This window comes from Stutzerimonas stutzeri, assembly GCF_000219605.1.
GTDB lineage: Bacteria > Pseudomonadota > Gammaproteobacteria > Pseudomonadales > Pseudomonadaceae > Stutzerimonas > Stutzerimonas stutzeri.
The window spans coordinates 3544571-3556860 of record NC_015740.1; the positions used below are offsets into that span (position 1 = coordinate 3544571).

Annotated in this window: 12 protein-coding genes; 10 read left to right on the forward strand and 2 right to left on the reverse strand. The window is 65.2% G+C overall.

Features of this window, described 5'->3' with window-relative positions:
- Positions 1 to 8: 8 nt before the first annotated feature.
- Positions 9 to 776, reverse strand: coding sequence for a heme ABC transporter ATP-binding protein (locus tag PSTAB_RS16450; RefSeq protein ID WP_013983840.1), 768 nt, complete (start codon positions 774 to 776; stop codon positions 9 to 11).
- Positions 776 to 1813: a FecCD family ABC transporter permease gene (locus tag PSTAB_RS16455; protein ID WP_013983841.1), complete on the reverse strand. Its 1038-nt coding sequence runs from the start codon at positions 1811 to 1813 to the stop codon at positions 776 to 778. Before PSTAB_RS16455 ends, PSTAB_RS16450 begins: the two co-directional genes overlap by 1 nt.
- A gap of 132 nt (positions 1814 to 1945) precedes the next feature.
- On the opposite strand from PSTAB_RS16455, the gene PSTAB_RS16460 reads away from it, so the two are divergent.
- The 10 genes from PSTAB_RS16460 (at position 1946) to purH (ending at position 12255) form a co-directional block, all read left to right on the forward strand.
- Positions 1946 to 2281, forward strand: coding sequence for a Rieske (2Fe-2S) protein (locus PSTAB_RS16460; RefSeq protein WP_013983842.1), 336 nt, complete (start codon positions 1946 to 1948; stop codon positions 2279 to 2281).
- Positions 2282 to 2312: 31 nt separating this feature from the next.
- Positions 2313 to 4109, forward strand: a complete 1797-nt coding sequence (locus PSTAB_RS16465) for a protein-disulfide reductase DsbD (protein ID WP_013983843.1) — start codon at positions 2313 to 2315, stop codon at positions 4107 to 4109.
- Positions 4110 to 4320: 211 nt separating this feature from the next.
- Positions 4321 to 4764 (forward strand): type II 3-dehydroquinate dehydratase, encoded by a 444-nt coding sequence (gene aroQ, locus PSTAB_RS16470; RefSeq protein ID WP_011914336.1) that lies wholly within the window; start codon positions 4321 to 4323, stop codon positions 4762 to 4764.
- A gap of 76 nt (positions 4765 to 4840) precedes the next feature.
- The gene (accB, locus tag PSTAB_RS16475) at positions 4841 to 5299 is read left to right on the forward strand and encodes an acetyl-CoA carboxylase biotin carboxyl carrier protein (RefSeq protein ID WP_011914337.1); all 459 of its coding nucleotides are present in this window, start codon (positions 4841 to 4843) and stop codon (positions 5297 to 5299) included.
- Between the two features lie 17 nt (positions 5300 to 5316).
- The gene (accC, locus tag PSTAB_RS16480) at positions 5317 to 6666 is read left to right on the forward strand and encodes an acetyl-CoA carboxylase biotin carboxylase subunit (protein WP_011914338.1); all 1350 of its coding nucleotides are present in this window, start codon (positions 5317 to 5319) and stop codon (positions 6664 to 6666) included.
- A 149-nt stretch (positions 6667 to 6815) separates the two neighbouring features.
- Positions 6816 to 7697, forward strand: coding sequence for a 50S ribosomal protein L11 methyltransferase (prmA, locus tag PSTAB_RS16485; protein ID WP_013983844.1), 882 nt, complete (start codon positions 6816 to 6818; stop codon positions 7695 to 7697).
- Positions 7698 to 7809: 112 nt separating this feature from the next.
- Positions 7810 to 9045, forward strand: coding sequence for a DUF3426 domain-containing protein (locus PSTAB_RS16490; RefSeq protein ID WP_013983846.1), 1236 nt, complete (start codon positions 7810 to 7812; stop codon positions 9043 to 9045).
- A 198-nt stretch (positions 9046 to 9243) separates the two neighbouring features.
- Complete coding sequence (gene dusB, locus PSTAB_RS16495) at positions 9244 to 10257, forward strand: tRNA dihydrouridine synthase DusB (protein ID WP_013983847.1); 1014 nt, start codon at positions 9244 to 9246, stop codon at positions 10255 to 10257.
- Positions 10254 to 10574, forward strand: a complete 321-nt coding sequence (gene fis, locus PSTAB_RS16500; protein WP_003279911.1) for a DNA-binding transcriptional regulator Fis — start codon at positions 10254 to 10256, stop codon at positions 10572 to 10574. Before dusB ends, fis begins: the two co-directional genes overlap by 4 nt.
- Positions 10575 to 10650: 76 nt before the next feature.
- Positions 10651 to 12255: a bifunctional phosphoribosylaminoimidazolecarboxamide formyltransferase/IMP cyclohydrolase gene (gene purH, locus PSTAB_RS16505; protein WP_011914342.1), complete on the forward strand. Its 1605-nt coding sequence runs from the start codon at positions 10651 to 10653 to the stop codon at positions 12253 to 12255.
- Positions 12256 to 12290 lie beyond the last annotated feature (35 nt).

The window sequence follows — 12290 nt, forward strand, 5'->3', positions numbered from 1 at the left end:
AGACCTCCTCAACGAGCGATGACCAGGGGGTGACCTCGTTCCGGATGCCGCTGGACCAGCACATCCAGGCCGAACACGGCTTGCAGCGGCGCCTCGCGCAGCACCTCGTCCGGCGCGCCGGCGATCTGAGCGCGACCGTTCTTGAGCAGCAACAGGCGATCACAGTAACGGGCAGCCAGATTCAGGTCATGCAGGATCACCAGCGCGGCACCGCCCTGCTCGGCGAAACCCCGAACCGCCTGGAGGATGCTGTGCTGATGTGCCGGGTCGAGCATCGAGGTGGGCTCGTCGAGCAGCAGCACGCTGCCCTCGTCCCCCGGCCAGAGCTGCGCCAGCACTCGGGCAAGATGCACCCGCTGACGCTCGCCACCGGACAGCCGCAGATAGCTGCGCCCGGCCAGATGCTGCGCATCCGCGGCCTGGAGTGCAGCGGCCACGATGCGAGCATCAGCCTGACGGCCGCTGCAATGCGGCAGGCGCCCCATCGCGACCACATCCTCGACCTGGAAGGCAAAGCTCAGCGTCGAACTCTGCGGCAATACCGCCAGGCAACGCGCCCGCTCGCGATCCGACCAGCCTCCAAGCGCTCGTCCATGCAGCATGACCTGCCCTCTGGCGGTTTTCAGCTCGCCGGACAGAGCCTCCAGCAAGGTGCTCTTGCCCGCTCCGTTCGGGCCGAGCACACCCGACACCTGTCCCGCCTGCAAGCGCAGAGAAACCCCATCCAGCGCCGTGATGGCGCCACGCCTTACCGTCAGATCGCTGCCGACCAGCATCAAACACGCTCCCGGAGCAGCAGGAACAGAAAGAACGGCGCGCCTAGCAGCGCCGTGACGATGCCGATCGGCAACTCGGCAGGTGCGATCACCAGCCGCGCGGCGACATCCGCCAGCAACAGCAAAGTGGCGCCGGCGAGCGCCGAGGCCGGCAAGAGCAGCCGATGATCCGGCCCCACCAGCAGACGCATCAGATGCGGGACGACCAGGCCGACGAAGCCGATCAGACCCGCGGCAGCAACGGCGGCGCCGACACCCAGCGCGGTACAGACCACCAGCTCGCGCTTGATGCGTTCGACGTCGAAACCCAAATGGCGCGCCTCGGATTCGCCTAGCAAGAGTGCATTCAAAGCCGTTGCGCGGCGTGGCAGCCAACCGCCGACGGCAAGCGTGATCAGCAACAGCGGCCATAGCCCCGGGTAGCTGGCGCCGTTCAGGCTGCCGAGATTCCAGAAGGTCAGTGAGCGCAACGTGGTGTCGTCGGCAAGATAGGTGAACAGGCCGACAATGGCACCGGCCAGTGCAGTCAGGGCGATACCCGCCAGCAGCATGGTGGCGACGCGGGTCTGCCCGTCGCGCCGCCCCAGCCGATACACCAGCAAGGTCACCGCGAGGCCGCCGAGGAAGGCGAACATGGACAGCACATAGGGCTGCCAGACCTGCGGCAGCGCGGGTACGAAGGTGCTGCCGACGATCGCGGCAGCCGCACCGAGCGCGGCGCCGCTGGACACCCCGACGAGCCCGGGATCGGCCAAGGAGTTGCGAAAGAGTCCCTGCATCGCCACGCCGCACAGGGCCAGCACGGCACCCGCGGCGCAGCCGAGCAGCGTACGCGGCAGTCGGATCTGGCCCAGGATCAACTCTGCCTGCTGCAGACCATCATGTCCGATCGACAGTCCCAGCAGCCGCAGCGCCGCCAGCGCGGTGTCGTCCAGCGCCAGGCTCAACGGGCCCAGCGCCAACGACAGCCAGACGGCTGCCAACAACAGCACGCTGAGTACGACAAACAGAATACGTACGGGAACCCGAGTGCCCATCAGGGATGCTTCGCCAGGCGGATGAGGGGCGAAGGATAAGAGCGTGTCGGCGGCGCCGCCACCCCGCGATTAGCATCGGGCTGCGCACGAGCAGTGCTTGCGGGATAATCGCCGTTCCTGCGAGAGGTCAAGATGATTCGATTGTGCGCAACATCCGAACTGCCGGAAGGGCAGAGCCGCGGTTTCACCGCAGGCGAACTGCAGATCATCGCGGTTCGCCGGGATGGCCGGGCCTACCTGTACGAGAACCGCTGCCCGCACCGGGGCGTGCCGCTGGAATGGCTGCCCGACCGGTTCCTCGACGACAGCGGCAGCCTGCTCCAATGCGCCACCCATGGCGCACTGTTCCTCATCGAATCGGGCGAATGCGTGGCGGGCCCCTGCGCCGGGCAATCGCTACGGCCACTGGATGCGATCGAGCGGGACGACAGCATCTGGTTGCAAACTGTCAGGCAGAGCGACAGTTGAGCACGGGCGCCGAGCTCCGGGCTTGGGTATCATGCCGCCACAGCTTTACCGTGAGATCGCCATGCTTCGCCTGTTGAGTCTGCTGCTTCTGCTCTTCGTGTTACCCGCCAACGCCGGCCTGTTCGACAACAAGCCCAGCGCGAGCTTCGGCGGGCTGAACAACAGCAGCGACTTTCTGCCGGTACGCGAGGCGTTCAAGCTGAGCCTGGTCGAGGCGTCCCCCGAGCGGATCACCCTGCGCTTCGTCGCCGCCGAAGGCTACTACCTCTACCGCCACCGCTTCGCCTTCCAGAGCAGCGACGCGGACGTCACCCTCGGCGAACCGCGCATGCCCGATGGCGTCGCCAAGGTGGATGACTATTTCGGCGAGATCGAAGCCTATTACGGCATTCTCGATATCGAGCTGCCGGTAACCAACACCGAAAACCGCCCCTTTACCCTGCAGGTCACCTATCAGGGCTGCGCCGACAAGGGGCTGTGCTACCCACCGGAAACCGAATCGATCACGATCGGCGATGGCGCGGCACCAGGCTCCGCGGCCGCGGGCAGCGAGGCCAACCCGCGCGATGTGTCCTGGCGCTCGATCGCGCTGTTCTTCCTCGCCGGGCTAGGCCTGACCTTCACCCCATGCGTGCTGCCGATGCTGCCGATCCTCACCGGGGTGGTCTTGCGCGGCCAGCCCGGCGGCATGCGCAGCTTCCTGCTGTCGGTGACCTATGTACTGCCGATGGCCGGCGGTTTCGCCGTACTCGGCGCACTGATGGGCGTGTTCGGTGCCGAGCTGAATCTGCAGGCACGCCTGCAGTCGGCATGGATTCTCGTGCCGTTCGCACTGTTCTTCGTGGTCTTCGCGCTGGCCATGTTCGGCCTGTTCGAGCTGCGCCTGCCGCAGGCCTTGAGCGGCCGCCTCGACCGTCTGGCCGGCAGCGCCCGCGGCGGTTCGTTCACCGGCGCCGCGATGCTGGGGGCGGTGTCCAGCCTGCTGGTATCGCCGTGCGTCTCCGCTCCGCTGGCCGGTGCACTGCTCTACATCAGCGCCAGCGGCGACGCCGTGGGCGGCGGGCTGAAGCTGTTCGCCCTGGGCCTAGGCATGGGCGCGCCGCTGGTGTTGTTCGCCACCGGTGGTGGAGCCCTGTTGCCCAAGAGTGGACCCTGGATGGTCGGCGTGCGCAACCTCTTCGGCGTGCTGCTGCTGGCCGTCGCGATCTGGATGCTCGAGCGCGTCCTGCCAGGCCCCATCGCCCTGGCACTCTGGGGGTTGTTGGCGGCGGGCAGCGCGCTGTTCCTCGGCACCCTGGAGCTCACCGGCAAGACGCCTCGTCAGAAGCTCGCCCAGTTGCTCGGCCTGGCCCTGCTGGTCTACGCCCTTGCCGCCTGGGTCGGCGCTTTGCAAGGCGGCTCCGATCCGCTGCGGCCGCTGCCGATGGCCAGTGGCAGCGCGCCGGGCAGCCAGGCCGGCGAAGGTTGGCATACCGTTTCCACGCCTGCGGAACTGGACGCGCAACTGGCCGCTGCCCGTGCCGCCGGCCAGCCGCTGATGCTGGACTGGTATGCCGATTGGTGCATCAGCTGCAAGGTCATCGAACGCGAGGTCTTCGCCAATCCGCAGGTCGCTCCGCGCCTGACCGACTATCGTCTAATCCGCTTCGATATCACCGAGAGCAATGCCGCCCAGCGCAGCCTGCTGGACCGCTACAAGCTGTTCGGCCCGCCCGCCATCCTGTTCTTCGGTGGCGACGGAAAAGAGCTGAACGAGGTCCGCGTAGTCGGCGAGATAGACGCCTCCGGCTTCGCCGAGCGACTGGATCGAGCAGCAGCTCTGCTCTAGGTGCGGAACGCAATCCCCACGCTTTGTCGCAGATACTCGAGACATCCCTGCGGCCGACGAATGATTGCCGGAATCTTCAGACATAATGCGGGCATTTCCTTCGATCGCGACATGACTGGACAGTCAGCCCTCGCCTGGGGCATAGTTTTTCCCCTCTCGCGACCCGGCCTGCCCCGCCGCGTCGGCGTACCCAGAAAAACAAGGAACACCCATGGCCACCCTACTGGTCCTGCACGGCCCCAATCTCAATCTGCTAGGCACCCGCGAGCCCGGCGTCTATGGCGCGGTGACGCTGGCGCAGATCAATCAGGATCTTGAGCAGCGCGCCCGTGCCGCGGGCCATCATCTGCTGCATCTGCAATCGAATGCCGAGTACGAGCTGATCGAGCGCATCCATGCCGCGCGCAGCGAAGGCGTGGACTTCATCCTGATCAATCCTGCGGCATTCACTCACACCAGCGTCGCATTACGTGACGCATTGCTGGCCGTGAGCATCCCATTCATCGAAGTGCACCTGTCCAACGTGCACAAACGCGAACCTTTCCGCCATCACTCCTATTTCTCCGACGTAGCGGTAGGGGTGATCTGCGGCCTTGGCGCCAGCGGTTACCGACTGGCCCTGGAGGCCGCCCTGGAACAACTCGCTGCTTCCTGATGGGCTCGACGCAGGTGTCGAGTCTTGAAGAAGCGAGCAGCAATGCCCTTTGAACTTACCTGGGAGTCAACGCTTCATGGATATTCGCAAAGTCAAGAAACTGATCGAACTGCTGGAAGAGTCCGGTATCGACGAACTGGAAATCCACGAGGGTGAAGAGTCGGTACGCATCAGCCGTCACAGCAAGCAGGTCGCGATGCAGCAGCCGATCTACGCACAGGCTCCGGCCGCACCGGCGCCTGCTCCGGCCGCCGCTGCCGCCCCGGCTGCTGACGCTGCTCCTGCCGCACCCAAGCTGAACGGCAACGTGGTCCGCTCGCCGATGGTCGGCACCTTCTACCGCGCCTCCTCGCCGGAATCCAAGCCGTTCGTCGAAGTCGGTCAGAGCGTGAAGAAGGGCGACATCCTCTGCATCGTCGAAGCCATGAAGATGATGAACCACATCGAGGCCGAGATCAGCGGCACCATCGAATCCATCCTGGTGGAGAATGGTCAGCCGGTCGAATACGACCAGCCGCTGTTCACCATCGTTTGAACCGCGGAGAGCCAGCGATGTTGGAAAAAGTACTGATCGCCAACCGCGGCGAGATCGCCCTTCGTGTCCTGCGCGCCTGCAAGGAACTGGGCATCAAGACCGTGGCGGTGCACTCCACTGCCGACCGTGACCTGATGCATGTGTCGCTGGCCGACGAGTCCGTGTGCATCGGCCCGGCCTCCTCCGCCCAGTCCTACCTGAGCATTCCGGCCATCATCGCCGCTGCCGAGGTCACTGGTGCCGACGGCATCCATCCCGGTTACGGGTTCCTCGCCGAGAACGCCGACTTCGCCGAGCAGGTGGAAAAATCCGGTTTCACCTTCATCGGCCCGACTGCCGATGTTATCCGCCTGATGGGCGACAAGGTGTCGGCCAAGGACGCCATGAAGCAGGCCGGCGTGCCGACCGTTCCGGGTTCTGACGGCCCGCTGCCGGAAGACGAAAAGGAAGCGCTGCGAATCGCTCGCGAAGTAGGCTACCCGGTGATCATCAAGGCCGCCGGTGGCGGTGGTGGTCGCGGCATGCGCGTGGTGCATAAGGAAGAGGACCTGATCGCCTCGGCCAAGCTGACCCGCAACGAAGCCGGCGCCGCCTTCGGCAACCCGATGGTCTACCTCGAGAAGTTCCTCACCAATCCACGCCACGTGGAAATCCAGGTGCTGGCCGACGGCCAGGGCAACGCCATCCACCTGGGCGACCGCGACTGCTCGCTGCAGCGCCGCCACCAGAAGGTGATCGAGGAAGCCCCAGCCCCGCTGATCGATGAAGAAGCCCGCCGCAAGGTCCAGGCCCGCTGCGTCAAGGCGTGCATCGACATCGGCTACCGCGGCGCGGGTACCTTCGAGTTCCTCTATGAAGATGGCAACTTCTACTTCATCGAGATGAACACCCGTGTACAGGTGGAGCACCCGGTCACCGAGATGGTCACCGGCATCGACATCGTCAAGGAAATGCTGCTGATCGGTGGCGGCCAGAAGCTGTCGATCAAGCAGGAAGACGTGGTCATCCGCGGCCATGCCGTCGAATGCCGCATCAACGCCGAAGACCCGCGTACCTTCATGCCCAGCCCGGGCAAGGTGAAGCATTTCCATGCGCCCGGCGGCAACGGCGTGCGCGTCGACTCGCACCTGTACGACGGCTACTCGGTACCGCCGCACTACGACTCGCTGATCGGCAAGCTGATCACCTTCGGCGCGAACCGTGACGAGGCCATGGGCCGGATGCGCAACGCGCTGGACGAACTGATCGTCGACGGCATCAAGACCAACGCCCCGCTGCATCGCGATCTCGTACGCGATCCAGGCTTCTGCAAGGGCGGCGTGAACATCCATTACCTGGAAAAGAAACTGGGTATGGACAAGCACTGAGCCTCGGCTCGGCATGACAGGGGCTGCCTTCGGGCGGCCCTTGTCGTTTCTGCGCCCCGCCCGACCGTTTGGGGCAAGCCGCGCTGGCCGCCGCACCCGCTGCTCCAGTAAGCTTGCCCGCTTTCCGCGACCCAACTCGAGAGGCCTTCATGTCCTGGCTGCAGATCCGACTCGCCATCACCCCCGATCAGGCCGAAGCGCTGGAAGACCAGCTGCTGCAGCTGGGCGCGGTCTCGGTCACCTTCATGGATGCCGAAGACCAACCGATCTTCGAGCCGGACCTCAATACCACGCCGCTCTGGTCGCATACGCACCTGCTGGCACTGTTCGAGGCCGATACCGATCCCGACGCGCTGCTCGCCCATCTGCAGCTTCTGCGCGGTGGTGACCTGCCCGAGCATCAGACCGAGGTGATCGAGGACCAGGATTGGGAACGCAGCTGGATGGACAACTTCCAGCCAATGCGCTTCGGACATCGCCTGTGGATCGTGCCCAGCTGGCACGCCGCACCGGAGCCGGACGCGGTCAACCTGCTGCTCGATCCCGGCCTGGCCTTCGGCACCGGCACCCACCCCACCACCGCGCTGTGCCTGGAATGGCTTGACGCACAAACACTGGACGACCGGTTACTGCTCGATTTCGGCTGCGGTTCGGGAATCCTCGCGATCGCTGGCCTGCTGCTGGGTGCTCGCCAGGCCGTGGGCACCGATATCGATCCGCAGGCGCTGGATGCTTCGCGCGACAATGCCGAGCGCAATGGCATCGCCCCGGAGCGCTTCACCCTCTACCTGCCCGAACAGCTGCCGCAAGAACCGGCCGACGTGGTGGTTGCCAACATCCTTGCCGGGCCGCTCGTCTCACTGGCGCAGCAGATCACCGCCCTGGTCAAGCCGGGCGGCCGGCTGGCGCTGTCCGGCATCCTCGCCGAACAGGCCGACGAGGTTCGCGCGGCTTACAGCGGCGCCTTCGACCTCGACCCGACCGCCGACAAGGACGGCTGGGTACGCATCAGCGGCGTTCGTCGCAGCTGATGTGCAGCGGCATGCGATCGTCCCCGCACACTTGGACAGCAGGCGCGGCGGCCACTGCCGCTGCGCCGCCGGCTTGCGCTAGACTAGCCGGCACCTCCGCGCGGAAACACGCATGACCAGCTTCATCACCCATTGCCCCAACTGCAGCACCCGCTTTCGCATCAGCCGCAGCCAGCTCCGCGCGGCCCATGGAGCAGTGCGCTGCGGTGCCTGCCTGGAAGTCTTCAATGCAGTCCACCATCTGCTGCGTGACGAGCTGAGCCCGGCCCCGGGGCAGGTCGCGGCGACCACCGCCGCGCAGGCGGAGACTCCGCGCCCGGTCGCAGCCACGCCCGGCGCCGCGCCGACCAGCAAGGCCGATGAAACCCTGTGGATTCACGATGACCTGGATCTGGACAGCCTCGATCTGGACGAGGAACTGGCCAAACTGGAGCAGCAGGAGCGCGAACTGTCGCAGGACCTGCTCAGCCTGGAAACCCGCAGCGGCTCGACGAAGACCGCGCGGGCGTCGGATGCCGCCACCAGCGAGCACGACGAAAGCTGGGCGGAAATCCTGCTGAATGCCGAGCAGACCGCCACGTCCGCCGTACCTGGGAGTGATGGGCCAGTCAGCTTCACCCCGGTCACCGCCGATACCCCGCAGCCACCGAGCCCGCTTGCGGTCAGTGCCCGGCCGCTGTCGGCCGCCAAGGCGCAACAGGCACGCAGCGAACGTGTCGAGCCAGCCCTGAGCCTTCCGGACACCGAGCCCCTCGATCAGCCCGATGATCCTGTCATCCCCCAGCGTGAACCCGAACTGCGCGGCGAGCCGCTGTTCGAACTCGACGACGAGCCGCTGCAACTGGACTGGCAGGAACGCAAGAAGCCCTGGGGACGCTGGCTCGGCTGGGGCACGCTGAACCTGCTCGCGGTGCTCGCGCTGGGTGCGCAATACGTCGTCTACAACTACGACGAGCTGTCGCGCCAGCATCAGTACCGCCCCTGGTTCGAGCGTATCTGCCCGACCCTCGGCTGCGAACTGCCGGCCCTGGTCGATATCGGCCAGATCAAGAGCAGCAACCTGGTCGTACGCAGCCACCCCGAGTTCACCGGAGCACTGGTGGTCGATGCGATCCTCTACAACCGCGCCCCCTTTGCACAGCCCTTTCCGCTGCTGGAAATCCGCTTCGCCGACCTGAACGGCAAACTGCTGGCCAGCCGCAGCTTCAAACCCAGCGAGTACCTGTCCGGCGAGCTAGCCGGCCAGACGATCATGCCGCCGCAGGTCCCGATCCACATTGCCCTGGACATCCTCGACCCCGGCGCGAAGGCGGTGAACTACAGCCTGGGATTCCATTCTCCGGACTAGCTGAACCCCTCGATCCCGGCCGGTGGCCGGACTCCCTCGACATGGGTCAGCCGTTATCCAAACTCTCGGCGATAAGGCGGCCGCTGTTCAGAATTTGTTCAAAACAGCCTTTAACCCGTCATGCGTAGCGGGTATTATGCCCACCCTTTTTTGCAGTCCCGATCGACCTAACAAGCAGGCCCCAAGCAGGGAATCTTCATGTCAGCGGTACGCATCGGCCCCTACACCTTGACGAATCGGTTGATTCTCGCGCCCATGGCGGGCGTGACCGATCAGCCGTTCCGCCAGTTGTGCCGCCGCTTCGGCGCGGCCATGGTGGTCTCGGAAATGCTCACCAGCGATGTGCGCCTGTGGAACAGCCGCAAGTCGCGGTTACGCATGCCCCATGCCGACGAACCCGAGCCACGCTCGGTGCAGATCGCCGGCGGCGACCCGCAGATGCTCGCCGAAGCGGCGCAGCGCAACGTCGAGCTGGGCGCACAGATCATCGATATCAACATGGGTTGCCCGGCAAAGAAGGTCTGCAACAAGGCCGCCGGTTCGGCGCTGATGCGCGATGAGCGGCTGGTCGCGGACATTCTCGAGGCCGTGGTCGCCGCGGTGGATGTGCCGGTGACGCTGAAGATCCGCACCGGCTGGGACCGCCAGAACAAGAATGGCGCGACCATCGCCCGCATCGCCGAACAGTCCGGCATCGCGGCGCTGGCAGTGCACGGGCGCACCCGAGCCGACCTGTATACCGGCGAGGCCGAATACGACACCATCGCCGCCATCAAGCAGGCGGTGTCGATTCCGGTGTTTGCCAACGGCGACATCGATTCGCCGCATAAGGCGGCCAGGGTGCTCCAGGTCACTGGGGCGGATGGCCTGCTGATTGGACGTGCGGCGCAGGGTCGCCCATGGATCTTTCGCGAAGTGGAGCATTATCTGCGCACCGGCGAGTTGCTCGCGGCGCCGACGCTGGGCGAGGTCGAAAGCACCCTGCTGGAACATGTTCAGGCGCTGCACGAATTCTATGGCGAGGTGATGGGAGTTCGTATCGCCCGCAAGCACGTGGGTTGGTATCTCGCAACACTGCCGGGCGCGCGGGACTTCCGCGCCCGTTTCAATCATCTGGAAGACAGGGATGCGCAAGGCTCCAGCATCCGGCAATTCTTTGCCGAACAACGCTCTGGGCCTGGCTCGGTGGATGGAACAGAGGTGGCCGCATGACGCTGTTGAATGAAACATTGGTAAGTGGAACAACATCCGTGAGTGACAACGTGAACCTCAAGCAGCACCTGAACACGCCGAGCGAAGCAGGGCAGACGTTGCGCGGCAGCGTCGAGAAGGCGCTGCACAACTATTTCGCCCGTCTCGAAGGTGCCGACGTCACGGACGTTTACAACCTCGTGCTCTCCGAAGTGGAGGCGCCGCTGCTGGAAACCGTGATGCATTACGTGAAGGGCAACCAGACCAAGGCATCCGAGCTGCTCGGCCTGAATCGCGGCACCCTGCGCAAGAAACTCAAACAGTACGACCTGCTCTGAAGCGACAGCTGGCAGACACGGTCGCCCGGTCCTGCCAGCTTCGCGGCCTCAAGCCTGTAGCCTCTAGGAACCGTCAATGACCGACCAAACCACCCGCCTTCCCGTGCGCCGCGCGCTGATCAGCGTGTCCGACAAGACCGGCGTCGTCGACTTCGCCCGTGAACTCGAAGCCCTTGGCGTCGAGATCCTGTCCACCGGTGGCACCTTCAAGCTGCTGCGCGAGAATGGCATCGCCGCCATCGAGGTCGCCGACTACACCGGCTTCCCGGAAATGATGGATGGCCGGGTGAAGACCCTGCATCCGAAGATCCACGGCGGCATCCTCGGCCGTCGTGATCTGGACGGTGCGGTCATGGCCGAGCACGGCATCGCGCCGATTGATCTGGTGGCGGTCAACCTCTACCCGTTCGCCGCCACCGTGGCCAAGCCCGGTTGCACCCTGCCGGACGCCATCGAGAATATCGATATCGGCGGCCCGACCATGGTCCGCAGCGCGGCGAAGAACCACAAGGATGTCGCCATCGTGGTCAACGCCGAGGACTACGCGGCAGTGGTCGACAACCTGAAGAACGGCGGGCTGACCTATGCCCAACGCTTCGACCTGGCGCTCAAGGCGTTCGAACACACCGCCGGCTATGACGGCATGATCGCCAACTACCTCGGCGGCATCGACCAGAGCACCGAGCAGCTCAGCACCGACAACCGCAGCCTGTTCCCGCGCACCTACAACATGCAGTTCATCAAGGCGCAGGACATGCGCTACGGTGAGAACCCGCACCAGCAGGCCGCCTTCTACGTCGAGAAGCCGGACGAAGCCTGCGTCGCCACCGCCAGGCAGCTGCAGGGCAAGGAGCTGTCGTTCAACAACGTGGCCGACACCGACGCCGCGCTGGAGTGCGTGAAGAGCTTCACCAAGCCGGCCTGTGTGATCGTCAAGCATGCCAACCCCTGTGGCGTCGCCGTCGTACCGGAAAACGAAGGCGGCATCCGCAAGGCCTATGACCTGGCCTACGCCACCGACAGCGAGTCGGCCTTCGGCGGCATCATCGCCTTCAACCGCGAGCTGGACGGCGAAACCGCCCAGGCCATCGTCGAGCGTCAATTCGTCGAGGTGATCATCGCGCCCAAGGTTTCCCAGGCAGCCCGCGATGTGGTCGCCAGCAAGGCCAACGTCCGACTGCTCGAATGCGGCGAGTGGCCGGCCGAGCGCAGTCCGGGCTGGGACTACAAGCGCGTCAACGGCGGCCTGCTGATCCAGAGCCGTGACATCGGCATGATCACCGAGGCGGACCTCAAGATCGTCACCCAGCGCGCACCGACCGAGCAGGAGATCCACGACCTGATCTTCGCCTGGAAAGTGGCCAAGTTCGTCAAGTCCAACGCCATCGTCTACGCCAAGAACCGCCAGACCGTCGGTGTCGGCGCCGGCCAGATGAGCCGCGTCAACTCCGCGCGCATCGCCGCGATCAAGGCCGAACACGCCGGTCTGCAGGTGCAGGGCGCGGTCATGGCTTCCGATGCCTTCTTCCCGTTCCGCGACGGCATCGACAACGCAGCCAAGGCCGGCATCACCGCAGTGATCCAGCCGGGTGGCTCGATGCGCGACAACGAAGTGATCGCCGCGGCCGACGAAGCCGGTATTGCCATGGTGTTCACCGGCATGCGCCACTTCCGCCACTAAACTCGGCCGCACTCGGACAGGGATCTGCGGTGTTG

Bases quoted from the DNA above. Each gene is read 5' to 3' on its own strand.
- PSTAB_RS16450 (WP_013983840.1), bottom strand. From the start codon at position 776: ATGCTGGTCGGCAGCGATCTGACGGTAAGGCGTGGCGCCATCACGGCG.
- PSTAB_RS16455 (WP_013983841.1), bottom strand. From the start codon at position 1,813: ATGGGCACTCGGGTTCCCGTACGTATTCTGTTTGTCGTACTCAGCGTG.
- PSTAB_RS16460 (WP_013983842.1), top strand. From the start codon at position 1,946: ATGATTCGATTGTGCGCAACATCCGAACTGCCGGAAGGGCAGAGCCGC.
- PSTAB_RS16465 (WP_013983843.1), top strand. From the start codon at position 2,313: ATGCCGCCACAGCTTTACCGTGAGATCGCCATGCTTCGCCTGTTGAGT.
- aroQ (WP_011914336.1), top strand. From the start codon at position 4,321: ATGGCCACCCTACTGGTCCTGCACGGCCCCAATCTCAATCTGCTAGGC.
- accB (WP_011914337.1), top strand. From the start codon at position 4,841: ATGGATATTCGCAAAGTCAAGAAACTGATCGAACTGCTGGAAGAGTCC.
- accC (WP_011914338.1), top strand. From the start codon at position 5,317: ATGTTGGAAAAAGTACTGATCGCCAACCGCGGCGAGATCGCCCTTCGT.
- prmA (WP_013983844.1), top strand. From the start codon at position 6,816: ATGTCCTGGCTGCAGATCCGACTCGCCATCACCCCCGATCAGGCCGAA.
- PSTAB_RS16490 (WP_013983846.1), top strand. From the start codon at position 7,810: ATGACCAGCTTCATCACCCATTGCCCCAACTGCAGCACCCGCTTTCGC.
- dusB (WP_013983847.1), top strand. From the start codon at position 9,244: ATGTCAGCGGTACGCATCGGCCCCTACACCTTGACGAATCGGTTGATT.
- fis (WP_003279911.1), top strand. From the start codon at position 10,254: ATGACGCTGTTGAATGAAACATTGGTAAGTGGAACAACATCCGTGAGT.
- purH (WP_011914342.1), top strand. From the start codon at position 10,651: ATGACCGACCAAACCACCCGCCTTCCCGTGCGCCGCGCGCTGATCAGC.